The sequence below is a fragment of the Micromonospora sp. WMMD1076 genome, assembly GCF_029581475.1.
Classification (GTDB): domain Bacteria; phylum Actinomycetota; class Actinomycetes; order Mycobacteriales; family Micromonosporaceae; genus Micromonospora; species Micromonospora aurantiaca.
In genome coordinates, this window is record NZ_CP120862.1 from 1115416 (window position 1) to 1139123 (window position 23708).

A 23708-nucleotide genomic window follows, 5' to 3' on the forward strand; every position below is an offset into this window, starting at 1 on the left:
GGGATGATGATCGGGGCCTTCGACGCCGACCGGGAGCCAGCCTGAAAAAGGCTCCGTGTTGTCGGATAGCTACCTGCTGCCTTTTTCGAGGAAATTCCCTATCGCGAGAAGGAGCAGAACAGTCGTGCCGAACGCACCGCCACCCGCCAGGACAGCGAACGGCACGTTGGCTCCGCTGGCATGAACCAGCAGCCCTGCAACATTGGACACCAATGCTGCCGCAAGAAGGATGACCAGAATCCACATCCATCGCGGTGCTCTCGTGGGGTTCGCTGGCGAGCTGGTCGCCGCGGAGCTCTTGGGCACAGTGAGGTCAGGTCCTTTCGATCAAGAGTCGCGACGGCCCGGCGAGGCGACCGATGCCACCAAACTCATCTCGCAAGATGCCAGCTGGTTGTGCCCCAGGGAATACCGACCTTCGGTCCGACTTAGCGTCCGACTTAGCGTCCGACCCCGAGTTGAACTGCTGGTTTCTCGGCCACCGGAGCTGAACCCTAGGGTTGTCGGAACTTTGTCAGCGATTGTCGCCGACACTCGCCGGCAAAGTCCCGGCACAGCCGATATGGCACAACCAGGTGCGCCACTTGAACTCGATGCCCGCCATCGCGGGCGGGACCACGGCCTGCGATCGTGCCGCGATCGAAGACAGGCCCAGGAACGAGGCGGACATCGGATCCGGCTCCGGCGCCCCTGCCGAGCAAAGCAAAGGCCACCACCGGGGCAGCGCAACTACCCGCACCGCGGGATTTCCGGGGCTGGTCCCCAGCACCAAACATGGCGTGGCCGACCGGCCGCGCTCTCCGCGGGCAGACTTCACCCACGGCGTCGCGGGCCGACAGGGACTCGAACCCTGAGTCGATGGACCAAAGGTGGCCGGGCATAACAAAACCCCACGAAGCGCTCTGCCGTCGCAGCCTTAGGTTGCCCGTCCGACCATCAGCGGTGCTGTTCCACCCTGTCCGCGTTGGTCCTCGGAATTGAGCGGGCTGCAACCCGGTGAACGGAAAGATTTACGCCTGGCGGGCTGCCGAGATCACCTGCACCCCGAACATGATCCACGATGGACCGATAACGGAGTGACGAGACGTCCTTACCCCGGTGAGAGGGGTGCCGTCACCGTCGGGATTACCGCGGACGTCACTCAGCCCAGGCACCTACTCGGCCGAGGTCGTGATCAGGGAGGACGCCCGTGTGCGGTCGCGCTGGTGTGCTTGACGAGGACCATGCAGTCTCCTGTCACCTGGGGCGAGCTGACCGGCACCGTCACCGGCACGAACTGCCAGGGCGTCCGGGCGCCGCTGGTCGGGGCGACCCTGCAGGTCGACCCGTGGGCGATGTCCTGGACGTTCACCACCGGCGCCGACGGCGGGTGCGCCTACTGGCCGGACCGGTGGAACAACACAACCGGTTGCTGACTACCGCTCCCACTTTGGCGGCACGGCCCGCCCGGTCACCGAGCGGACGGGCCGCCGTGGGCTCGCCGGTGCCGACCGTCCGCCCTCCGACGGGACCGGGCGAGGCCGCGGCCGTGCCGAGCGACGCGGCCGGATCGACCCGGACCTCTCCTGTGAGGTATCCCGCTGCGGCTTGCGACGGGGTGTGCTGGCGCTATTAGGTAAGGCAAACCTTTGTCGCATCCTGGGAGTTCCGCCATGCGTACCCTTCCCTCCCGCGGCCGCCGGGCGCTGCTGGCCGCCGCCGCGGCCGTCTTCGCGCTGAGCGCCTGCTCGACCTCCGGCGCCGACGACGCGGCGCCGACGGCGTCGGCCTCGGCCGGCGGCCAGTTCCCGGTCACCATCGCCACCGCCTTCGGCGACATCACCGTGCCCAAGGCCCCGCAGCGGGTGGTGACGCTGGGCTGGAGCGACGCGGAGGTGGCGCTCGCCCTCGGCGTGCAGCCGGTGGGCGACGCCGACTGGCTGGCCTTCGGCGGCGACGGCCAGGGCGTCTGGAACCAGGGGAAGTACACCACCGCGCCGACCAAGGTCGGCACGCTCGAGGTGGACATGGAGAAAGTCGCCTCGCTCCAGCCGGACCTCATCCTCGACACCCGCTCCAGCGGCGACAAGGCCCGCTACGACCAGCTCGCCAAGCTGGGCGTGCCGGTGGTCGGCATCCCCGCCGGCGCCACCGCCTACCGGACCACCTGGGCGCAGCAGCTCGACCTGATCGGCAAGGCGCTCGGCAAGGACGCCGAGGCCACCAGGCTCAAGACCGACCTGGAGGGCCGGTTCGCCGCCGTCGCCGCTGCCAACCCCCAATTCAAGGGCAAGACCGTCACCGCCGGTGTGAAGACCAGCCAGGGCTGGGGCGCGTACGTCAGCGGGGACGGCCGGGTCGACTTCCTCCAGAAGCTCGGCTTCACCAGCGCGCCGGCTGTCGAGGCGCTCAAGAAGGACAACTTCTTCATCCCGATCTCGTCGGAGCAGGTGAGCATGCTCGACGCCGACCTCACCACGGTCTTCACCATCGGCATCTCCGCCGACGAGGTGAAGAAGGACAAGCTGCTGCAGGCCGTGCCCTCCGTCAAGGCCGGCCGCGCGGTCTACCTGGACGACAAGGCGATCGCCGACGCGTTCTCGAGCAACTCGGTGCTCGGCCTGGCGTACGCGCTGGAGAAGGTCCCGCCGCTGCTCGCTCCCGCGCTGTCGCGCTGACCTCGATGCCGGACACCCGCACCCGCCGGGCCGCCGCGCTCACCACGGGACTCGTGGTGCTCGCGGCGGCCCTCGCCGGTGCGGCGTTGCTCAGCCTCGCCGTCGGCGCCCAGCACGTGCCCCTCGACGTGGTGCTCCGGGCGCTCGTGCACCCGGACAACACCGCCCGCGACAGCCTCATCGTCACCGAGGTGCGCGTCCCGCGTACGCTGATCGGCCTGCTGGCCGGGGTGGCGCTCGGCCTGGCCGGAGCCATCGTGCAGGCGGTGACCCGCAACCCGCTCGCCGATCCGGGCATCCTCGGCGTCAACGCCGGCGCCGGGCTCTTCGTGGTCGTCGGGATCAGCCTCTTCGGCGTCACCAGCCTCACCGGGTACGTCTGGTTCGGCTTCGCCGGGGCCGCCGCGGCGGCAGTGATCGTCTACACGATCGGCTCGATGGGGCGGGGCGGGGCCACCCCGGTGAAGCTGGCGATCGCCGGCACCGCGCTGACCGCCACGCTGCTGTCGTTCACCACCGCGGTGCTGGTGGTCGACGTCGCGACGTACGACCAGTTCCGGTTCTGGCGGGTGGGGTCGTTGTCGGGGCGCGGCCTCGACGTGGCGGCGCAGGGGCTGCCGTTCCTGCTGGTCGGGGTGGTGGTCGCGCTCGCCGCGACGCGGTCGCTCAACGCGCTCGCCCTCGGCGACGAAATGGCGACCTCGCTGGGACAGCACGTCGGCCGGGCCCGGCTGGTCGCCGCGGCGGCGGTCGTCGTGCTCTGCGGCACCGCCACCGCGATGGCCGGGCCGCTGGTCTTCGTCGGGCTCGTCGTGCCGCACATCGCGCGGCTCGTCACCGGACCCGACCATCGCTGGCTGCTGCCGTACTCGATGCTGCTGGCACCGCTGCTGCTGCTCGTCGCCGACGTGCTCGGCCGGGTCGTCGCCCGGCCGGGGGAGGTGCAGGTCGGCGTCGTGACCGCGATCGTCGGTGCGCCGTTCTTCGTGGCCCTGGCCCGCCGCCGCCGACTGGCCGAGCTGTGAGCGCGAGGAGTGAGCCGGGGTCGCGAGCCCCGCAGCCGCGAACGGGCGGCGGAGCTGTGAGCGGGCAGGTGGTCGCGGGGGTGCGGCGTCGCACGGACGCCCGCGCCCGGCGGGTCACCGTCGTGCTGGCGGCCGCGGTGCTCGCGCTGGTCGCGCTGACCTTGTCGTACGGGTCGTTCCAGATCTCGCTGCCCGACGTCGTCCGCGCCCTGCTCGGACGGCCGACGCCGCCGCAGGTCGACTACATCGTGCACACCCTGCGGCTGCCCCGTGCGCTCGTCGGGGCGCTGGCGGGGCTGGCCTTCGGGCTGGCCGGCGCGATCTTCCAGCAGCTCGTCCGCAACCCGTTGGCCAGCCCCGACGTCATCGGGGTCAGCTCCGGCGCGTCGGCGGCCGCGGTGCTGTCGATCGTGCTCTTTCCGGCGGCCGGCGACATGGTGCCCGCGGTCGCGCTGGCCGGCGCGCTGGGCACCTCGCTGCTCATCTATCTGCTGGCCTGGCGTTCCGGGGTCAGCGGCTACCGCTTCGTGCTCGTCGGTATCGGGATCGGCGCCGCGACGGCCGGCCTCACCGCCTTCCTGCTGACCCGCGCCGACGTGCGAACCGCCCAGGAGGCGCTGATCTGGCTCGCCGGCAGCCTCAACGGCCGCACCTGGGGCAACGTCGCGCCGCTGGCGGTCGCCGTGCTGCTGCTGGTGCCGGCGGCGCTGCTGCTCGGCCGTACGCTGAGCGGCCTGCAACTCGGCGACGACCTGGCGCGCGGTCTCGGCCTGCCGGTGGAGCGCGGCCGGCTCGTGCTGCTGTTGCTCGGCGTCGGCCTGGTCGGCGTCGCGACCGCCGCGGCCGGCCCGATCTCCTACATCGCCTTCATGTCCGGGCCGATCGCCGGCCGGCTGGTCGGCGGCGGGCGTCCGGTGCTGCTGCCGGCGGGGCTCGTCGGCGCGGTGCTGGTGCTTGCCGCGGACTTCATCGGCGCGCACCTGATCGGGGAGAACCAGTTCCCGGTCGGGGTGGTCACCGGGATCATCGGCGCGCCGTACCTGCTCTGGCTGCTCACCCGGGCGAACCGAACCGGCCGAGGAGGATGACCGTGCCCGCACCGTCCGACCTGAGTGCCCAGGGCGTGAGCCTGGGCTACGGCGACCGCCGCGTCGTGGACGCGCTCGACCTCGACGTGCCAACGGGCGAGGTCACCGTCATCGTGGGCCCGAACGCCTGCGGGAAGTCCACCCTGCTGCGCGGACTGGCCCGGCTGCTGCCGACCGCGGCCGGGTCGGTGCTGCTGGACGGCCGCTCCATCCACAGCCTGCCGGGCCGCGAGGTGGCACGGCGGCTGGGCATCCTGCCGCAGGGTCCGATCGCGCCCGACGGCATCACCGTCACCGACCTGGTGGGCCGGGGGCGACACCCGCACCAGGGGTACTTCCGCCGCTGGACCGACGCCGACGACGAGGCGGTCGCGGCGGCACTGACCGCCACCGGGGTGCTGGAACTGGCCGACCGCGCGGTCGACGAACTCTCCGGCGGGCAGCGGCAGCGGGTCTGGATCGCCATGGCGCTGGCCCAGCGGACGGGGATCCTGCTGCTCGACGAGCCCACCACCTATCTGGACGTCAGCCATCAGGTGGAGGTGCTCGACCTGCTCACCGACCTCAACGAGGCGGAGGGCGCGACCGTGGTCATGGTGCTGCACGAGCTCAACCTCGCCGCCCGCTACGCCGACCACCTGGTGGTGATGTCGCGGGGCGCGATCGTGGCCGCGGGAGCGCCGCGGGAGGTGCTCACCGAGCGGCTCGTCGAGGACGTCTTCGACCTGCGCTGCCGGGTCATCCCGGACCCGGTCTCGGACACCCCGCTGATCGTGCCGATCGGGCGGCACCGGGTCGGCTGATGACCGGCAGGTCCGCGGGGAGCGGCCGGAACGGGGCACCATCGGGGACAGTCCAACGCCCGGCCTCCGAGCACCCTGCTCTGCTGGGCTCGCTGGCCGAGCCGGCCGACCGGTACTGGCAGCACCGCAGCGCCCTGCCCTGGATCTGAGCGGTCCGGGTTCGATCGGCGGCTACCATTCGCCGGTGGATCACTATCGACGCTCGCGGCTCGCCGGCCTGGACGGCCTGATGCTGTTCGCGGCGCTGCTGACGCTGGCCGGCTACCTGCTGCCCTGGTTCCGGCAGTCGCCCGGTCACCACTGGTGGTACTCCGGCTGGGAGTTCGCCACCCTGAGTGGCGGTGGCGGCTGGACTCTCTGGACGTTCGCCTTCGTCCTGGTCGCGGTGGGGGCCAGCTTCTGGGCACGGGACGCCGCCGAGGTGGCGATGATCGCCCTGGCGGCCGCGATCGGCACGCTGGTGATGAGCTTGGCCGTGGTGGCCGCGAGCTTCGGGAGCGCCGGTTCACGTGACAACCTGAACGCGGTCACGGACATGCCGTTCGGCGCCGGCCTGCCCTTCCTCGCCGTCGGCTTGGGCCTGCTGATCGCCACCGCCTGCCGAGACATCGCCCGAGCCGAAACCTGCCCGGCCGCCCAGCCCGCAGCGACCGCCGAGCCCCGTCCCGACGTCAGCACCACGACTGGACCGGCCGCTCCGGTCGTCCCACCCCGCGACCCCTCAGGCGATCACGCCGGCTGACGGTATGCCGGCGACCGGCGACCGGCCGCCGGGTGGTCGGGTCAGCGGGGCCGGGCGCGGCCCGACCCGTACCGCTTGACGTTCGAAAGCGCACTGGGAAAGCCGTGCGCCGAGCGGACACGGGCTCGGGTAACCTGATGGCTCGGCGGGCCGCTAGCTCAATTGGCAGAGCTGAGGACTTTAATCATCAGTCATGCCGAATGCCTTGGGCTAGTTAACCTGAAGGCTCCGCGTCCAGCTTCGCGCCCACTGGTCCGGATAAAGACGGCACAGTATCGGCAGGTCAGGGCGGCGTTTACGCGCAGTGGTCGGCCGGCTGCAAATTCTCTGTGACCGAAATCCAGACTCTAGGTGTGGAATCCGTCCACGGTCGTTGGCATCCGACCACCCACGGAACACCCACGCGGTTGATGTAGAGGGCTCAGAGTGATGGGTGTCGACGGTCGCGGACGTAGACGACAGCGGGCCTGCCACCGCCGGGGAGGCGGCGGTCGACGTCGAACAGATCGGTGGCGGTGACGAGATCGGTAAGCTTGGCATATCCGTAGGTACGGGAGTCGAAGTCTGGGCGCTGCTTGGTCAAAATGTGCCCGACCGTGGCGAGGTGGGCCCAGCCGTCGTCACCGGAGGCCGCATCGACAGTGCGCTGTAGCAGGTCCACGAGCGCGGTGTCCTGGACGAGTTCAGTGAGGGGGGCATGCGCCATGGACTTCGTGCTGGCGACTCCCTGCGTCGGTTTGACGGGATGCTCGCGGGCAAGGTTTTCGGTGTGGATGAACTTGTCGCAGGCGTGGACGAACGGTTGGGGCGTCTTGCGTTCGCCGAAGCCATAGACGGTGAGTCCGGATTCGCGGATGCGCGACGCGAGGCGGGTGAAGTCGCTGTCACTGGAGACGATGCAGAAGCCGTCGAACCGGTCCGTGTAAAGCAGGTCCATTGCGTCGATGATCAGGGCGGCATCGGTAGCATTCTTGCCATTGGTGTAGGCGAACTGCTGTATGGGCTGAATGGATTGGGACAGCAGGCGTTCCTTCCAGCCGCGGAGACCGGTGCCGGTCCAGTCGCCGTACGCGCGTTTGACGTGCGCGGTGCCGTACTTAGCGACCTCGGCCAGCAGTGGTGCGATAAGCGCCGGCTGTGCGTTGTCGGCGTCGATGAGGACCGCCAGCCGGACGCTGTGCTGGTCGAAAGTCATTGAAGCTTCTCCTGTCAGCTACGTCGATGGCCGGGATCGCGTAGGGGGCTCGAGCCGAAGCATCCGTAGTGCGGGATTCGGAGGTGGCGGAGGCTTAAATCGGCGGCGGGGACCTCCGTGACCTGTTGTGGGGCACCGCTACGGCCGCCTCGGCGGGGTTGTGGTTGCCGATGGGTGGGGCTTGTTGCCGGGTAGTCGTGCGATCACGATGTAGCGGGGGTCGTCTTCGCGTTCTCGCTGTACGCGCTCAACCCAGATGCTGGAGAACAAGTCCGGGCTACCCGATGTGGGGGTAGTCAGGTCCAGTGCGAGAAGGATTCCGAAGGCGGCGTCGGTGTCTGTGTAGACAGCCGCCTGCCCGGCGTAGGTCCGCAGTCCGTCGCGGGTCGCGTCGTCCTGTTCTCGTTTGCACTCGACACAAAAGCTGGCGTTACGGAAGCGGACGAGGACGTCGGCCCGTCCACGACCGCGGTTGATCGGCTCGGCCTGCAGGGTGTTGTAGAGCGGACCCTGACTGAGCCACTCGAAATAGTCTTGGTGGAGGGGCTTCTCCAAGGGCGCGGTGCCACCACTGCTGCGTAGATAAGCGGTGCGTTGGCCGCCCATGGTCGCGCCAATGTTGTAGCGGCTGGACAGGAAGAGCATGGTCTGGCGCAGCAGGATCGTGAATGGTCCGCCCATTGGCCCGGACCAGTCGGGGGATCCGGCCAGTTCGCGTTGTAGTTCCTGAAGCTTGCGTTCGACCTTGACGTTGCCGGTCTCGGCTTGTGCGATTTCGTCGTTCCACAGCAGCGACTCCATAACCTCTTGCAGATGAGGTGGTGCGCGCTTGACGAGGCTCGCTGCGTCCTCAATGCCGAAGTGGTGCAGCACCGCCGTGAGGCGGCTGAGGTCTTTTCCCAGGCGGTCACCGCCGGTGCTAGGCGGGGTGGTGGCGCGGCTGGCTGTGTTGCGGGTGGTGATTGCAGCGTGGATGGCGGTGTGGAGCTGCTGCGCGGCGTCGTCGTCGGCGAGGGAAGGATCGTGGGCGAGGGCGCGGTCGAGCAGGGCGAGTCGGTTGGCGTCGCGCAGGAAGGTCCCTTCGATCGCTGGCTGGATCAGCACCTCGACGCCCGGACCTCCGCCGTTTGTGTGAGCGGCGAAGGAGCGGCCAGCCTGGTAGGCGTCGAGGAGTGCGGCGAGGGCCTGGCTGGGGTGGTACCAGCAGGCGTCGTGTAACGGTTCGGCAGCAGCGGTCAAGGTCATCGACAGCTGCAGCCAGGCGGTCTCAGCGTGGACGCGTGCCCAGTTCCATGGTGGCTGATAGCCACCGGAAAGCCACGCCCGGTGCTGATGGACGGCAGCCTCAAGGCGGGTGACCGCGTCGTGCAGCGGAGTCGGGTCGGACCATCCGAATGCCATGATGGCGTCGATGGCGGCGGCGTACGCCTGGGCATCGTGGCGGGCTTCGTCACACGCCTCGACGGCGGCGAAGCCGCTGCGGGCTCGGGCGAGCGCGGGTATCAGCTCGTCTTGGTTGTCGGCGTCGAGTGCTCGACGGAGATCAGCCAACGCGAGTTCGAAGCCGGCGTCGGCTTCGGCTTCGGGGATGTCGGCGAGGCGTTGCAGCAGCATGAGGAGGTCATCGTCGTGGAAGTGTTCGTGTACCAGCCCGACGATGCGGGGCAGCCGTGTAGCCATCTCCAGCGCCACGTCCGCGATGCTGTCGGGGAGGTCGGTGAGGAAACCAAGGAGACGATGTTCCCGCAGGACGCCAGTGGTGCAGAGGTGCAGCCACGCTTCGGTGGCCGTGGCACCAATCGCGGCGACCGCGGGTGTGGCGTGGGCATCGATGCCGGCTTCGGCGCGCTTCTGCAAAGCGCTCTCGAGAGCCCGGCCGAGGCGTTTGGTGAGCGTCGGATAGGTCAACAGGCGGGAGACGGCGCTGGTGTAGGAGGTATATCTGTCGTGCTCGGCAATGCCGCGCAGAACCGCTTGGTCGAGCTGGGCGCGTTGCGGGTCGCTGGGGCCGGCCTCATCGGTGCCGGCGAGGTCGATGAGATAGGCGAAGAGCGGGCTTGACGCGAGGTCATCAGCGGCGGCTGCCACGACGGATCTGCCGCCCAAGTCTGCTGCGCCAGGCCCCGCGCGTAGCTGCTCGGGGCTTGCCTGTTGGGCCCAAGTCTGAAGCGTTGCGGCGAGAAGTTCCTTCATGCCGCATCCCCCTCAGTGCCCGCTTGCCCGGTTTACCTCAGAACAGGTGTTGCCCGTCGGGTCCTGCCAGTATTCGCTCCTCGGGGAACGCTGCCCAGACCGCCGGATGTGCCGTGGCGATAACGACTTGGAGCCCCTCGTCGTCACCGAGTCGGCGAAGGTGGTCCATGAGGATCTTTACATCGCCGGGGACGATCTCGACATCGGCCGGTGAGTCGATGACCACCATCCCCGGGTGGGAGTGGATTCCTCGTCGGCGGCCGACACGGATGAGGCTGACCACGACGGCGATACGCAGCCGCAGTCGCTCGCCCGGGCCGAGTTTCTTGAATGGTGTGGGTCGGGTGTTGTCAGACTTGAGCGCGTTGACTCGGCCGGCCAGGTCCAGCGAAACGGATTTCAGGTTGGTGATGCCCAACTGCTGAGCCAATGTGACGATCTCGGCGTTGAGTTCGGCGAACAGCTCCCGGGTGACATCGGCGGCCAACGTGCCGAGGATCTGCTTGGCGGCGGTGAGGATCCGCTCGGTCTGGTCGTCGACCGGGTCGGCGCTGCCCAGCTTGGAAACGACGTCCAGCGCGCCCTCAAGCCGGGCTACCTCGGTCTCGGCGGTTCGAAGGTCGCCGAGGTAGTCAGCGTGCCCCTGTTCGTGTTCAGCGGCCTGTACTGCTCGGTCAGCAGCCGATTTGGCCTGAGTAAGGCTGAGTTCGGTCGCTTTGACCGCGTCGTCGGCAGCGCGTTCAGCGGCTCGTGACGCGGCCAGCCGCTGCCTGAGTCCGTCGAGTAGCGCCTCGCGGTCTTCGTCATCGACGTCGGCGACGGCCAGTGGGGCTGCGCACACGGCGCACTGGTGCTGCTGGGCTTCCCGCTCACGCCGATCCTGGTTGATGCCCGTTTCACAGCGGGGACATGCGTGCGGATCCAGCGCGGCGAACAGAGTTCGTGCCGCGGTGGATTCCGACGCCCTGCGCACGGCGCGATCGTCCTGAATGCGGGCTTGCCGTGCCCGCTCGTACGCGGCCTGCGCCCGGGCCATCTGCGACTGCAGCGGCAACAGCGCCCGCGTGGCATCCTGCGCCTGAAGCAGCCGCGCGGGCAGATCGGGCCGTGCAGCGCGTACTGCCGCCAGCCGGTCCTTCGCCCGAGCCAGTTCGTCGTGCAACGGTTGCCACTGTTGTGCCCGCGCCGCCGCATCGGCGCTTGCCCGGCGCGCGGAGTGCCGGCTGACCTGCTTGGCGTCCTTCGCCGAGGCGTCGGCGCCCATGATGTCAGCCGCGAACGGCACGTCGAGGAACACCTGCATGTACCGAGTCGGCAGTTGCCCCACCGCAGTGCCTCCGAACAGGACCGAATCGCTGCCCGAGGCCACTGCGATGACCGAAAAGTACGCCGGCCAACCATGTGTGGTGACGGTACCGTCGCGAACGCCACCCTCCTCGTCCGGCGCACCGGCGTGCGCCGTGAACACCTGCAGCGGCGGCAGCGCCAGCCGCTGCAGCATGAACCGGCCGACCAGGGCAGCGAATGCGTCCTGAGTGTCCGCGGTGTCTACCACGCGAACTCCAGGACCGGCCTCGGCATCACCCACCAGCGCGGTGAGCTGTTCGACCGAATCAGCCGTTAACAGGACACCCTGACGCACCACCCCGCCGACCAACCGGATCCGCATCGACACCGGCACCCCGGCGACCTCAGCATCCACCCGGATGTACTCAAACCATCGGCGCGTGTCGGAGCGCTGGTAAGTGTCGTCGGGCTCTCCACGCAGCGGCCAGGTCAAGGCCCACAGCATCGTCGACTTCCCAGCAAAGTTGATGTTGCTGGCGATCGCCCAAGCTCCCGGCCCGAGCACCACGTCCACCTCGAACGGGCCATCGCTGCCGGCCGTCGTGCCAGCCTTAACGCCGCGCACATACAGACGATGGGCAAGCAGGCTGCGCTGCGCCGGCAGTGGACGGCTGAGACTGATCCCCGCCTCTACCAGCACCGCCTTCACCGTCTCGTCCGGCACACCCGCCTCGGCAGCGATACGGGCCAGCAGTTCGCCCTCGTTCGGCAAGTTGTCAATCATGACGCGCTCACTCCCGCCGCAGCCCTCAACGCGTGTAAGCGTCGACGAGCCCGTTCAGCGATGGACGCGATCTCTTCGTTCAGACCCGTGCCGGCGTAATTACGCTGCAGGTACTGCCGCTTCCGCAGGGCGGTGCCGGTCATCCCGGTGCCCTGCGCCAACGCCACCACCAGACGAGTTCGTTCTCCGTACCACGCCAACTCCGGGAAGTCCGCCACGCAGGATCGCGCGGTGACGCGACCCCGCGCTGTCAGGTAGTAGTCGTAGTGCCGGACCCGCTGCTCGGTTCGTGACCACCGAACCACCGCCAGCCCGGCGACCGTCAACACACTCATGGGCATATCCAGCGGCTCATAGGCGCCGAACTTGTACCGCAGCATCGGAATCTGACGCAGCTCAGGCTCGTCCGAGTCCAGAATCTCGGCGGCGATATCCAGCAGGACCGCCTCGCCGCTACGCTCGTACTCGGTGAGAAGCTCATCAGCGAGGTAGTCCGGGTAACGCAGCCAGAAGTCCAGCTTCTGCAACAACGTCTGGCCACGGACGACGCCTACCGCGCCTGCGGGCACCACCTCCGGTGTCCGCATATCCGGCTCCGTGGCGGCGACCTCCAGGAGCAGTAACAGCCGGACGGCATCGAAGAACGGATCTCCATCACCAGGAGTAGCCACCATGACTCAGAAGGTAAAGGACCGAGCGATTCCTGCCTAGCCCTAGCTGCCCCGACACCAGCGAGGTGGTTGATGACGAACGGCGGCGGGCGGCCGAACAGCGTCGGCGGAAGCTGGCCCGGCGGTTGGCGTGGAAACTGGCGCACCCCGACTCGGATGCCCCGCACGGCGCGCTCAGTCATTCCGGTTCGGCGACCGCGAAGCAAGCGCTTCGTCTCATCGCCCGCGGCGATGCCACCATCACCGGCGTCGAGACAGTCGAACGCATCGCCGACGGCCTCCACATTCCCGGTGGAATGCTGGGCTTGGCTGCGCGATGCTGGGAGAACACGACCGCCACCGGGACCCAGCCAGCCAGGGAGGACGAGTCCATGCACCGTCGTCAGCTCCTTCGCGGCGCACTCGGCACCGGTCTGACCGGCACCGCCTTCAAGTCCGTCGCGGACATCCTGTACGACGTCGACCGCCCCCTCGCGTCAACCGCAGGCGCCGCCGACCTGGTCCATCGCCAGACCGTCGCCGAACAACACAGCTACGGCTACGCAGGCCGGGCACCCGCTGAAGCTCTGGCCGACCTGATCGCCGATTTCGCCGACATCACGCCACTGCTGCGACGCCCCCAACCGACCAACACGCGCGTCGAGTTGTCACGGATCATGGCTCAGCTCGGCGGCATGACCGCCATCGTTCTGCACGACCTGGGCGACCGCCGTGAGGCGGTCACCTGGTTCACCACTGCGGGCCGAGCCGCGAACGAGTCAGGCGACCGCGCGCTGCACGCCTGGATCCTCGCCCGCCACGCGATGGTCCCCCTCAACTTCGGCGCCCCCAACGCCGCAGCCCAACTGGCCGAACAAGCCCGCCGAACCGCTGGCACCGCGCCGACCGCCGCTGCGACACTCGCCGCCGCTGTCGCCGCTGTCGCCGCTCGCGCCCACGCGCTCGCCGGCAGACGCCATGACGCCACCGGCGCCCTGCACGTCGCCGACAGCCTCGCCGAATCTCTCCCCACCGGCGAACGCGCCGACACCTGGTTCGGGCACCCCGATCAGAAACATCACGTCCACCTCTCCCATGCCCTGACCGCACTGGGCGACACCACCCGCGCCCGCCACAGCCAAGCCCGCGCACTCGCCCTGTCCGCCCCCACCAGCACCCTGACCCGCACTCTGCTACGACTGGACGCGGCCACCTGCCAGCACCACGACGGCGACACCCTGCAAGCCTGCGAAGCCGCCACCCGAGCGCTCACCGATATTCCCGCCGCGTTCCGCACCGGCCTGGTCCGCAGCCGCGCCAACGACCTCTGCGCACCATCCCCACGGCCCTGCGCACCGCACCGGCCGCACGAGACCTCGCCGACGCGCTCGCCGCGTAGCAACCCACCCCTGGGCACCCGATGCGCCCTACCAGATCGACGAGGGTTCCGGGACCTGAAGTCGCAGCTGCTGCTCCGGCCGGTGTTCCACCGCCTCGAGCACCGCATCCGCGCCCACGTCCTGATCTGCTGGCTGGCCCTACTGCTCATCCGCGTCGCCGAGCGGACCACCGGCCAAACATGGCGAAACACCAACCGGCAACTCGGACGAATCAGCCAGGTCACCCTCGCCGGACCCGCCGGCACCGTCGTGCAGACCACCCCGCTACGACCCGAACACAAGGCCATCTACCAGGCACTTTCCGTCCAGCCACCGGCCCGCGTCACCGCCTTCGACCCCCGCTAGCCAAGATCAGGCACCAGCGCGAGGGCGTAGACACACAACCCTTCCACGACGAACATCAATTTCCGCTGATCCGCACCCAGATTCCGATGATCGTTCAACTACAAGCTGCGGAACCCGGGCTTCAGGCGGGCGATCTCCGCTTCGAGGTCGGATACGCGCTTCTCCAGCTGTACACGGGTCGGCCGCGGAGCGACCACTGTGTCCGCTCCTGATCTGCCCTTGACGGGAGTCGGTGGTACCAGCCAACCCACTCGCTGGAAGGCGACGATGGGTTGCTCGTATTGGCAGGTCCAGCATGTCGTCATCGGGTCCGGCTCGAGGTGACCCTGCTCGACCCGGCGGATGGCCTGCGCGTACTCGGCTACGCCGAGATGCTCCTTGATCTGCTCCATCCGAGCCTTGCGCTGCGCGACAGCTACGGGATCGTTCGGTTCCGTCTGCCGATGGCCGTGCGCTGGCTTCCAATTGAGCGGCGTGATCTGGTGGTCGAGGTGTCCGCATTCCAGCTTCACGGTCCAGTAGCCGACCGTCTCAGGTTCCCGTCGCAGGCCCTTGTCGCCTTTGAGATCCAGCGTTGACCGGGTCAGATAGCGGCTCACCGCCTGGTACGGCGTCTCGGGGGTCCGGTGACCGGTGCAGGTGTAAGCCCCTTTACGCAGCGGGCTACCGCCCCATGACCATGTCATGTCCGTCAGTGGCCGCTCGTCGCCAAGCGTCAGGATCTCGACGATGTCGCCGCAGCCGAGCTGCATCCGCCACCGGAACATTAGCTCCGCATCCGGAAACGACGACCGTTTCAACGTCTGGTCTTCTCTCCTTCCGGCTGCCAGGGCCTCGGCGCGGCGCTCCTTGTATTCGCGCAGCACCAGAGCGACGGGCCGGGCTCGGCCAGGCAGCCGCCGCTCCGCCTCGTGGTGCTCGTACGTTGTGCCTTCGCGCCGCGCCTTTCGTACCCGTTCCTCCGCACTGCCCTGAAGGATCTCCGAGATTCGGCGGATCTGGTCGGGGCTCATCGGAGGCGGTGGGCAGCAGCGTCCGCAATGGCTGACCGCGCTACCCGCCATACTCCATCGCCCGGCGTGGCAGTAGGGGTGCCGCTGCTTGAAGACTTGCTCCGCAGCCGTACGGGCGGCCTGCTCCTCGACGCTCAGATACTTCGTGCCCTTGCCGGGCCACGAGGGCGACTCACCGAGCGAGATGACTTCCTCGCCGCAACCGGGACACGGTTCGCCGGCCATCATCTGTTCGTGAGTCAGCCGGTCCGACTCCGTGTATGTCGGCATGGACCACGCTTCGCACTGGAGATAATTCGTGACGCCGCCGGCGACCATCCGGTGGAGCTCACCGAACCTGCGGCAATCCATGCAGTACGGAGTTCCGTCGTCTGCCTTGGCCGGCAACTTGCGCAATGCGGCCTTGGTAATCAACGCCCGCTCTGTCACCGCCAGCGGCCCTCCGTGCGACATCGATGACTCAGGCTATTCCCCTCTCGGTCAAGATCGCGTCAGACACCCCGTGTAGCTATCGACATCCCACGATCGAGTGCCTCGCGGCGCATCGCCGCGAGGTACTCGGGCGGAGATCGATCACGGCCTCCCCGTCTGCCGTGGGTGGCTTTTCCGCGCGCACCGACTCACTTATTGCCTGGTCTGAATGCCACGTGAGCTGGTCAAACGTCCCGGAAGCGGGTTGCCGTGGATGGACGCCAAGGGCGAGCAGGCCGGCCGTGGTGGGTTGCAGACCAATGTCACGCTGGGTCGAACTGTCGACCTTGCTGGAGTTCCTTGTGCCACAGCAGCAGCGAACCCGACCACCCCGAAGGCGCCGGAAACAGGCCGATGAGGGCGAGCAGAACTCCATTATGCGGCACTGGCTAGCCCAGCTTGGGCCTGCCGCGGTGCTTGCCGCGCTCGGCTATATCTTCCACGCCCTTCTCGCGATCGTGTACCGGTCGTTCTACGCACAGCTCGGCGTATCCGCCGCCGAGGTGGGCCATGACTCCTCATCCTTCGCGAGCAACCCGGTGGCGTTCAACGGCCTCGCGGTCGGCCTGGTAATCGCGCTTCTACTACCGGCGGTCTCCGGTTTCCTGTCCGTACATGGCCTGCAACACACCGCGCGCTTTGACCGTGCTGTCACGTTGGCTTGCGTCGCGCCCGCCCTCTTGGCCGCAGTGGCCGCCATGTTCGATGAACGCCTCCTCTCTTTGATCATCGCCCTAGCCGCGCTCAGCGCGGCTGCGGGCGTAACGATCAGGCTAGGATATGCTTTTGGTCCCTATCTAATGCCGGTCCCGTGCCTAGCCGTGCTGGTGTCACTGCTGTCAGTCAGGCTGTTGCACACGGTGCTCCGAGGCCCGGCTCTCGGAGCTGCCGCCGTCGTCGTTGTGAGCATCCTTAGCGTCGGCATCATTGTCGTGCAGCGACGCACGACGCGCACCAGTCGGCCTTTGAGCGGGCCAAGCCCGCTGCGCTGGCCCGGAGGCCTCGCGCAACAGATGGCGATAACATCTGCCGCCATCTTGCTTCTGGTCCTCGTCGGAATTGGGGATCTTCTCCGACTAGACGCTGCCGCCACCCGTGCCGCTGAGCAGGTCCGTACCTACGGATACATCACTGATCTGCCCGACGAATTGGATCTGATTGTCCGTCCCGTCACCGTGCGGCTACTAACGGATAAGGATCCCCTAGGCCTCTGCAGCACATCCAATCCCGTCGCTCTCACCCAGCTCAACCGGACGCCCGGGGACGCGTTGGTCCTAGTCCGACGATTGACGCCGGGTTCCCTCACTCCCGCGACCGATCGCGAATTGGTCATCATTCGCCTGCCTGCCGCGCAGTACCTCGTAGTGCAACATCTCGCTCTATGGACGCCGTTGAAAACGAACGCAACACGCAGCGCTGGTCCGCCGAAGCCCTGGGCGCTCAGCGCCTGCGCCCCCGATCAGTAGGAGGTCACGCGATCGAGCTAGTACGGCAGCCGCCGTTCGGGACTATGGCTGGTGTTCGAGGTTGAGGCGTCGGGTGTAGTGGGCTTGGCGGGCTCGGCTTGATGGCGGCGGCGCCAGTCTGACCAGCGCAGACGGTGGGTGAGGTCACGGATCGGGCGGAGTACGAGGGTGTTGATCAGTCGGCGGGTCTCGTTGACGGTCAGCTTGATCAGCCCTGTGTCGGTGGAGTCGTCGTCGGCGTCGGCGGCGCAGATCGCCAGGACGGCGAGGGCGGCCAGGGCGAGGGTGGTGAAGCGGTGCCAGGAGTCCCAGCGGCGGACCTGGTGCTGGTCGAGGCCGACCTGGCCCTTGGCCCCGGGTTCCGCAGCTTGTAGTTGAACGATCATCGGAATCTGGGTGCGGATCAGCGGAAATTGATGTTCGTCGTGGAAGGGTTGTGTGTCTACGCCCTCGCGCTGGTGCCTGATCTTGGCTAGCGGGGGTCGAAGGCGGTGACGCGGGCCGGTGGCTGGACGGAAAGTGCCTGGTAGATGGCCTTGTGTTCGGGTCGTAGCGGGGTGGTCTGCACGACGGTGCCGGCGGGTCCGGCGAGGGTGACCTGGCTGATTCGTCCGAGTTGCCGGTTGGTGTTTCGCCATGTTTGGCCGGTGGTCCGCTCGGCGACGCGGATGAGCAGTAGGGCCAGCCAGCAGATCAGGACGTGGGCGCGGATGCGGTGCTCGAGGCGGTGGAACACCGGCCGGAGCAGCAGCTGCGACTTCAGGTCCCGGAACCCTCGTTCGGCCTCGAGGAGGTTCTTGTAGCCCAGGGCGGTGTCCTCGGCGGTGATGGCGGGGTCGGAGGTGGCGATGAGGTACTTGCCGTCGAGCCGTTCCTCGGCTTTGACCTTGGCCTTGTTGACCTTCAGACGCCCGTTGGGCTGCTGGGTCAGCCACCTGCCCAGGGTGGGATGGTCGCGCAACGCGCACTCGGCTCGCACGTGTGCGGCTTCGTTGCGCCGGCGGGTCTTGTCGCCGGGTGGGCGTTTGGCGTCGCGTTCGCGCTGGTCACGGATGCGTGCGAGGTCGGCTTCGATGCGGGCGATCGCGTCGTCGCGTTGCTGCTTGTCCCGGGCGGCTTGGTCGGGGTTGTGGCAGATGACGAACCGCACGTCGGCGCCGTCGATGCGTACTTCCTTGACTCGCAGGTTGTCCTTGACCTGCTGGTAGCGGCCTTGGCGGGCCAGGACCTGTTCGACGAGGGGGTTGCCGTCGCGCATGCGCATCCCGGCGATGTAGTGCCCGCCGGCGCGGCGCAGGTAGGCCAGGTTGTCGGCGGAGGAGAAGCCGCGGTCGACCACGGTGATGACCCGGCCGAGCTTCCAGTCGCGCATGTCGTCGCGGACCTCGGCGAGGACCTGCTGGTCGCTGCTGTTTCCGGGCCAGCACCAGCAGCGCACGGGGATGCCTTCCTTCGTCACGGCCAGGCCGATGACGATCTGGGGCAGGTCGCCGCGGTGGTCCTTGGAGTGCCCGAACCGGCGGAACGCGTCCTCGCCGTCGTCTTCGGTGTCGCGTTCGAAGTAGGTGCTGGTGGTGTCGAAGAACAGCAGGTCGACTTCGAGGTTGAGCAGGTTCGCCACGGCGAAGAACACCGCCTCCTGCACCCGGCCGGCGGTGTCGGCATCCACCAGCAGGTCCATCGCCCGGTAGGCATGGTCGTCGTCCATGGTCGCCAGGCCCGGGATGACGGTGTCCTCGCCGACCCATTCGGCGGCCGACAGCTTGCTCATCGGTGCCACCGCCCGGTTGGCGACCAGCGCGAACAACACCCGTTCCATGTTCGTCGTGAACCTGCGCGCGTCTGCGGCGGCGCGCACCGCCGCGGCAACGTCCAGCCGCCGCCACAGCCCATCGAGCAGCCACGTCGACCCGATCGAGCGGGAGTCGACGACCTCCAACGCAGCCGTCCCCATGGTCAGGCTCGCCTCCACGCCTGCGCCGTCGCCGCCGTCGCCGAAGTGCTTGTTGATCGACGCGGCGAGCCGGCGCAGCCCGTCGATGTCGACCTGGTCGACACGGCCCAGGTTCATCAGCACATCGGGTTTGACCTTGCCGTCCACGCGACGGTTGTGCGCCAAGGCGACGTAGCGCACGACGCTGCCATCGGCGTTGGTCCGCGACGTGAACCGCAAGTACATGACCACGAAGGAACCACATCACCACTGACAGCACAAGATGTGAATCTCTGGTCGTGTTACTACACTTTCCAGCCTGCAGGCCCAACCGCAGCCGTCCGCGAGCTCTTGACCAGCACAGGGACAGAACCGATCAAGCTCGTGTTCCTACGAACTGCGGAACTCGGGGTTGACCGTCCACTTCTTTCAAAACGCGATTGAGCGGGAAATCCGCATTGGCATGCATCACAGCGAGCGCTTTCGCAGTTGCCCAACTGCGTTGTCTCGATTACGGTTTTGCGTGGTTCAGTGCTTCGAGGGCATCGTTGAGAGTGACAAGATCGGCCATTGTGACCACGTCTGCTGCAACTGCTCGTCGACGGCCTGAGATGCGGGTGGCAGCGAGGGCGGCCAGCCTCCCGGTTGCTTCCGACTGCCCGAATCCTGAAGCTTGCTGCCATGCCCCGGTCTGGCGGTTTCTCGCGACGATGTGCCAGGCATCTGTACCAATACGCGGAGCCAAGGTAAGTGCTCCACGCAGGACGGGCATGCGACCGATGAGACCGAGAGCCATCGTCATAGGCGAGGAACTGAGTGTGAGGTAGGAACGGATCACAAGGCCACCAGCAGCACCGATGAGGACATGGTCGGGAAAGTCCGCGCGAAGGTAGCGTCGCGTGCGTCCATCAGGCCCGGCCTCGCGCACGCTCGTACGGAGGTTGAGCACGGTCCCGCCCTCGGGTGGGCGGAAAACTTCGGTGCCGATGAGCCCGGCGGTCCAAGCAACAGCTGCCGGGCCATGCTGTTCCCCGGCGCCGAGCATGACGAGAACGTCGATCTCGCTGCCGGGATCGGCGCCGAGCGCGGCAGCAAGGATCGTGCTGAGGCCAGGCACAAGCCCTGCCCCGAGCACGATCGGGCCGACCGCGGCCGCCCGTAGCGCATCGAGATAGGGCCCGGTCGCGGAGATGTCAATGAACGGTGTCTGCCTGATGACGGAGCAGACGTCGGAGCGTTCGATACCAGAGGCATTCACGATCACATCGTGAAGGTCGGCAAGGCGGGCGAGCGGTGCGAGGTCACCGCGGAGATCGACGCTCGCATCACCGTCTGCGGTACGGCTGGCGGCGGTGACGATATGACCGTCCCGTCCAAGTTCGCGTTGAACCACGCTTCCAACCGCGCCCCGAGCACCGAGGATGAGTGCTTTCATCGAGTGCTCCTTTCGTACCGCGTAGCCGCGCGAGTCAATGCTATCCGTGCGATGAGGTCGGGCGATTCGCACCGTCTGTCTGTTGTGGTTCAACGTAGCGTCGACAGACTCCTGCGTTTTGTGCTGATCGACCAGATCGTGAGCTGGCGGGCGGGTCTGGATGAACTGCTGGCGCGGCTCGTGCACCGATTCGGGGCCGCAGAGCCACGCCGGCGACCGACACCAACAACTCCACCCGGACTGAACCGAGCAGTGGCAGCCCGTCGGTGGGCAGCCACTTCGTGATAGCCATGACGGACGGCGGCGCGATGACGGTCGACGACAACAGGATCGGCGGCGACCAACTACACCATTGCTCCGACCGGGGGCACCGGATAGGACGAGGGAATGAGCGTGAGGAGACGGTCATGCGCGGCGACGGCCGCCGTCTGTATGTCGGGCTCGGGACACGCGTGGATGCTGGCGAGGATGTCGCGGATCCGCGCGCTGCGGTGCGTGGCCGTCAACGCGGTGAGCATCCTGCGGTAGCCGTCGTGTTCCAGAAGGGATGTCGGCTGGCACTGACGCAGGTAGGCGGCGGCGCTGTGGGCTGCTTGGGCGAGCGCTCGTGGATCGTGCTCGTCGGCGAGTAGGAGCACCGAGGATTCCCTGGGGTGGCACGGCGAGCACAGGTATTGGCCGTGGTCGGGGGTGACCAGGAAGTCCGGTGGCATCCGACGTGTGTCGACTGGCGCTCGCCACCCGATGGTGGTGGTTGGCTGCCATCTGTCCGGGGTGCCGGTGATCCGTCCGGTGATGACGGCCGACGGTGGTGAGTCCGTGATGCGGTTCAGGTCGGGCAGCAGCAGGATCCGGTCGCCGAGGCGCAGGCCGCCGGCGTCGATCAGCCGTTGCCGGTCCACCGCAGCGCGGACCGGTTGGGTGCAGTCACCGATCGGCCCCTGCGTGTAGTCGCCGGTGGTGCTCTCGCGTCTGCTCAAGTGGGCGTCGGCCAGTTCGCCGGCCAGGCGGGTCCTGCCCAGCACGCTGGTAAGCCAGGTGTCCAGAACGATCACCGGTGCCGCCAGTTCCCACGCCACATCCGCCAGGTCCACAGCGGCCGGATCCACTTCGTCGCGCACAGACAGCGCCACGAGCACCAACGCGATCACCGAGGCGTCCCTGCGGCCTACCGGCCCTGTATCGTCCGAGCGGTCGCTGCGGTAGTCAGCGACCAGGGCCTGCGCACGGTCGAGCGCCGCACGCCACGATCGATGCAGGACGATAGGATCGCTCGCGACCCCGCACCCGCGACGGTGATCGTCTGGGACACCGGGCACGGGCACGTCGCCTACGTCATGCGCCACCGGGCCGACACCATGCTGCTGCCCGCCGCCCTGACCGCCGCGGTGGTGCTGCACCCGGCGCACTGGGGGCCCGCCGTCGTGCTGGTGCCCGACCACCACCTACTCGGCCGCGCCGAGGAACACGTCAGCATCGACGCCTACCGGCTGCTCACCCCGCACCGCGACATCCCCGCGCAGACCCGCCGCCTGCCCCGGTTCCTCGCCGCCTTCCTCGGCGAGTCGGACGACGACACGGTCGCCGAGGACGACCACGAGCCGGTCGACGTGTCCCGGGTACGGATCAAGCACATCGGGATTCCCCACGCCGACGCCATCGCCGAAGTCCTCGGCCGACCGCTGCCGCTCTGGATCGACCACACCTGCGCCCCGAACACCGCCCGGGCCGCCGCCGCCTACGGTGACACCGGCACCCTCACCGTCCCCGACACCACCACCGACTGGCCGGCCACCCGCGACCGGCTCGCCGCCGCTGTCGCTGCCGGCCTGCACACCCGCCACCCGCAGGCGTTCATCACCCTGGCCAGGTCCGTGATCCGCGACGTGCGGTTCATCGAGCGTCAGCACGAGCAGACCCGCGAACGTGGGCCCGGCTGGTACCTCGCCGCCCGCCCCGCCCGTCCTCAGCGGGATGTGGCGCTGGAGCACCTGACGACGACCGCCGCCACCCACGATGTCGATCCCGACGACGCCGCCGCCGAGCTGTCCGCGCTGCGCGCCGAGGAAGCCGACCTGCCGTGGGACGCCCCAGCCGCCCCGGCGATGTTCGAGGCCGCCGGCCACCTCGCTGTCCGCCTGCACACCACCCACCCCGAGACCGTCTTTGACGACACCGTCCGCCACGTGGTCGAGACGACCGGCCCGGTCACCGACCAGTACATCGCCGGCCTGACCCGCCTCGACGACACGACCACCCGCCACATGCTCACCCGCCCGACCCGCCGCCTGGCCCGACTGCTGATCCGGGAAGCCGTGCTCGACCCCAGCGACCGGAACCTGCTCGACCGCGCCGCCGAACGGCTGACCGGCCTCTACCGCGACCGCGACGGCCGGCTCGTCGCCGCCTTCACCCCGGCCCGCGGCCACGACCACCCGACGTACGCGATCGAGTGGCCCACCGGCCTGCCGACCGGATGGACCGACGCCACCGTCATCGCCGCCGACCCCAGCCCCTCCGGCGCCCTCGTCGTAGCGCTCACCCCCACCCCCGACGGCGAGCTGCGCACCGACCTGCTCCCCAACCCCGGCGACGAACCCGGCTACGGATGGGGCTACAACGGCGGCAGCCCGTGGCGGCTCTACCAAGCCCTCACCCGCTGCGCCCTTGACACCTGGCTCACCCCGTCCTCCGACGACCCCGACTGGATGATGCACCTCAACAGCACCCCCGCCGACAGCCCGCTCTATCACCACCTCGTCACCCATCACGGACCGCTGCGCCTGCCCGGCCCCAGATCCAGCAATGGGCTCACCTCGACGACCACCAGACCCCGCTCGCACACACCACCGACTGAGCGCGGCAGGAACAGGGGCACCTCGGCCGACCTCGGCCAACGGACCCGCCCCCGCCGACCAGCACGAACCAAGGCGAACGAAGTCCCATCAACCGGTCACCTCAACCGCCTCGATCAACACTGCGCGAGAGGTCTCACCCGGAAACCCTGCGGCGGCCCAGGACACCAGCCGTACGCACTGGGACCGTGCACTCGGCAAGCGCCGAGCCGCCGGCCGGTGGCGAAGCTCCGCCAGGTGCCGGTGCTGGTCAACGACGATCGGGGGAATCACCCGACCCGACTCCGATGGAACTCAGCCGCGGGCACGGCTGGCATCGAGTAGCCGACCGGGCCGCGGGACACGTGCGGCGTCGTAGCCGGCCGG

At 68.3% G+C, this 23708-nt stretch carries 19 protein-coding genes; 9 read left to right on the top strand and 10 right to left on the bottom strand.

Annotated features, from left to right (window positions below; genetic code table 11):
- Positions 1 to 69: 69 nt before the first annotated feature.
- Positions 70 to 246, bottom strand: coding sequence for a hypothetical protein (locus O7622_RS05540; RefSeq protein ID WP_282312152.1), 177 nt, complete (start codon positions 244 to 246; stop codon positions 70 to 72).
- 977 nt (positions 247 to 1223) lie between these two features.
- Between O7622_RS05540 and O7622_RS05545 the strand changes: the two genes are divergently transcribed.
- From O7622_RS05545 to O7622_RS05570, 6 genes are all read left to right on the top strand, one after another.
- Positions 1224 to 1415 carry a hypothetical protein gene (locus O7622_RS05545; RefSeq protein WP_282312153.1) on the top strand — a complete coding sequence of 64 codons (192 nt, stop codon included), beginning with the start codon at positions 1224 to 1226 and terminating at the stop codon, positions 1413 to 1415.
- A gap of 237 nt (positions 1416 to 1652) precedes the next feature.
- Positions 1653 to 2657: an iron-siderophore ABC transporter substrate-binding protein gene (locus O7622_RS05550; protein ID WP_282312154.1), complete on the top strand. Its 1005-nt coding sequence runs from the start codon at positions 1653 to 1655 to the stop codon at positions 2655 to 2657.
- Between the two features lie 5 nt (positions 2658 to 2662).
- Positions 2663 to 3682 carry an iron chelate uptake ABC transporter family permease subunit gene (locus tag O7622_RS05555; RefSeq protein WP_282312155.1) on the top strand — a complete coding sequence of 340 codons (1020 nt, stop codon included), beginning with the start codon at positions 2663 to 2665 and terminating at the stop codon, positions 3680 to 3682.
- A gap of 80 nt (positions 3683 to 3762) precedes the next feature.
- Complete coding sequence (locus O7622_RS05560; protein WP_282312156.1) at positions 3763 to 4770, top strand: iron chelate uptake ABC transporter family permease subunit; 1008 nt, start codon at positions 3763 to 3765, stop codon at positions 4768 to 4770.
- On the top strand, positions 4767 to 5573 hold the full coding sequence (locus O7622_RS05565; RefSeq protein WP_282312157.1) for an ABC transporter ATP-binding protein: 807 nt from the start codon (positions 4767 to 4769) through the stop codon (positions 5571 to 5573). The genes O7622_RS05560 and O7622_RS05565 overlap by 4 nt, the downstream gene beginning before the upstream one ends.
- A gap of 184 nt (positions 5574 to 5757) precedes the next feature.
- Positions 5758 to 6315 (top strand): hypothetical protein, encoded by a 558-nt coding sequence (locus O7622_RS05570; RefSeq protein WP_282312158.1) that lies wholly within the window; start codon positions 5758 to 5760, stop codon positions 6313 to 6315.
- 421 nt (positions 6316 to 6736) lie between these two features.
- Here O7622_RS05570 and O7622_RS05575 read toward each other — a convergent pair whose 3' ends face one another.
- From O7622_RS05575 to O7622_RS05590, 4 genes are all read right to left on the bottom strand, one after another.
- On the bottom strand, positions 6737 to 7510 hold the full coding sequence (locus O7622_RS05575) for an NYN domain-containing protein (RefSeq protein WP_282312159.1): 774 nt from the start codon (positions 7508 to 7510) through the stop codon (positions 6737 to 6739).
- A 138-nt stretch (positions 7511 to 7648) separates the two neighbouring features.
- A complete protein-coding gene (locus tag O7622_RS05580; protein ID WP_282312160.1) occupies positions 7649 to 9703 on the bottom strand; it encodes a hypothetical protein in 2055 nt (684 codons plus the stop codon).
- 37 nt (positions 9704 to 9740) lie between these two features.
- Positions 9741 to 11774: a hypothetical protein gene (locus O7622_RS05585; protein WP_282312161.1), complete on the bottom strand. Its 2034-nt coding sequence runs from the start codon at positions 11772 to 11774 to the stop codon at positions 9741 to 9743.
- Positions 11771 to 12448, bottom strand: a complete 678-nt coding sequence (locus O7622_RS05590; protein ID WP_282312162.1) for a hypothetical protein — start codon at positions 12446 to 12448, stop codon at positions 11771 to 11773. Before O7622_RS05590 ends, O7622_RS05585 begins: the two co-directional genes overlap by 4 nt.
- A 62-nt stretch (positions 12449 to 12510) precedes the next feature.
- Between O7622_RS05590 and O7622_RS05595 the strand changes: the two genes are divergently transcribed.
- Positions 12511 to 14169: a hypothetical protein gene (locus O7622_RS05595; protein ID WP_282314275.1), complete on the top strand. Its 1659-nt coding sequence runs from the start codon at positions 12511 to 12513 to the stop codon at positions 14167 to 14169.
- A 98-nt stretch (positions 14170 to 14267) separates the two neighbouring features.
- Here O7622_RS05595 and O7622_RS05600 read toward each other — a convergent pair whose 3' ends face one another.
- Positions 14268 to 15611 carry a hypothetical protein gene (locus O7622_RS05600; RefSeq protein WP_282312163.1) on the bottom strand — a complete coding sequence of 448 codons (1344 nt, stop codon included), beginning with the start codon at positions 15609 to 15611 and terminating at the stop codon, positions 14268 to 14270.
- Between the two features lie 302 nt (positions 15612 to 15913).
- Between O7622_RS05600 and O7622_RS05605 the strand changes: the two genes are divergently transcribed.
- Positions 15914 to 17119, top strand: a complete 1206-nt coding sequence (locus O7622_RS05605) for a hypothetical protein (RefSeq protein ID WP_282312164.1) — start codon at positions 15914 to 15916, stop codon at positions 17117 to 17119.
- Between the two features lie 17 nt (positions 17120 to 17136).
- Here the strand turns inward: O7622_RS05605 and O7622_RS05610 are convergent, their stop codons facing one another.
- From O7622_RS05610 to O7622_RS05625, 4 genes are all read right to left on the bottom strand, one after another.
- The gene (locus O7622_RS05610; protein WP_282314276.1) at positions 17137 to 17505 is read right to left on the bottom strand and encodes a hypothetical protein; all 369 of its coding nucleotides are present in this window, start codon (positions 17503 to 17505) and stop codon (positions 17137 to 17139) included.
- 86 nt (positions 17506 to 17591) lie between these two features.
- Complete coding sequence (locus tag O7622_RS05615) at positions 17592 to 19292, bottom strand: IS1634 family transposase (protein WP_282309385.1); 1701 nt, start codon at positions 19290 to 19292, stop codon at positions 17592 to 17594.
- A gap of 271 nt (positions 19293 to 19563) precedes the next feature.
- Complete coding sequence (locus O7622_RS05620) at positions 19564 to 20487, bottom strand: hypothetical protein (RefSeq protein WP_282312165.1); 924 nt, start codon at positions 20485 to 20487, stop codon at positions 19564 to 19566.
- Between the two features lie 344 nt (positions 20488 to 20831).
- Positions 20832 to 21638 carry a hypothetical protein gene (locus O7622_RS05625; RefSeq protein WP_282312166.1) on the bottom strand — a complete coding sequence of 269 codons (807 nt, stop codon included), beginning with the start codon at positions 21636 to 21638 and terminating at the stop codon, positions 20832 to 20834.
- Positions 21639 to 21740: 102 nt separating this feature from the next.
- On the opposite strand from O7622_RS05625, the gene O7622_RS05630 reads away from it, so the two are divergent.
- Positions 21741 to 23666, top strand: a complete 1926-nt coding sequence (locus tag O7622_RS05630) for a hypothetical protein (RefSeq protein ID WP_282312167.1) — start codon at positions 21741 to 21743, stop codon at positions 23664 to 23666.
- Positions 23667 to 23708: the final 42 nt, after the last annotated feature.

Bases quoted from the DNA above. Each gene is read 5' to 3' on its own strand.
- O7622_RS05540 (WP_282312152.1), bottom strand. From the start codon at position 246: ATGTGGATTCTGGTCATCCTTCTTGCGGCAGCATTGGTGTCCAATGTT.
- O7622_RS05630 (WP_282312167.1), top strand. From the start codon at position 21,741: ATGCAGGACGATAGGATCGCTCGCGACCCCGCACCCGCGACGGTGATC.
- O7622_RS05585 (WP_282312161.1), bottom strand. From the start codon at position 11,774: ATGATTGACAACTTGCCGAACGAGGGCGAACTGCTGGCCCGTATCGCT.
- O7622_RS05620 (WP_282312165.1), bottom strand. From the start codon at position 20,487: ATGAAAGCACTCATCCTCGGTGCTCGGGGCGCGGTTGGAAGCGTGGTT.
- O7622_RS05550 (WP_282312154.1), top strand. From the start codon at position 1,653: ATGCGTACCCTTCCCTCCCGCGGCCGCCGGGCGCTGCTGGCCGCCGCC.
- O7622_RS05590 (WP_282312162.1), bottom strand. From the start codon at position 12,448: ATGGTGGCTACTCCTGGTGATGGAGATCCGTTCTTCGATGCCGTCCGG.
- O7622_RS05545 (WP_282312153.1), top strand. From the start codon at position 1,224: ATGCAGTCTCCTGTCACCTGGGGCGAGCTGACCGGCACCGTCACCGGC.
- O7622_RS05555 (WP_282312155.1), top strand. From the start codon at position 2,663: ATGCCGGACACCCGCACCCGCCGGGCCGCCGCGCTCACCACGGGACTC.
- O7622_RS05605 (WP_282312164.1), top strand. From the start codon at position 15,914: ATGTCACGCTGGGTCGAACTGTCGACCTTGCTGGAGTTCCTTGTGCCA.
- O7622_RS05580 (WP_282312160.1), bottom strand. From the start codon at position 9,703: ATGAAGGAACTTCTCGCCGCAACGCTTCAGACTTGGGCCCAACAGGCA.
- O7622_RS05565 (WP_282312157.1), top strand. From the start codon at position 4,767: ATGACCGTGCCCGCACCGTCCGACCTGAGTGCCCAGGGCGTGAGCCTG.
- O7622_RS05575 (WP_282312159.1), bottom strand. From the start codon at position 7,510: ATGACTTTCGACCAGCACAGCGTCCGGCTGGCGGTCCTCATCGACGCC.
- O7622_RS05610 (WP_282314276.1), bottom strand. From the start codon at position 17,505: ATGATCGTTCAACTACAAGCTGCGGAACCCGGGGCCAAGGGCCAGGTC.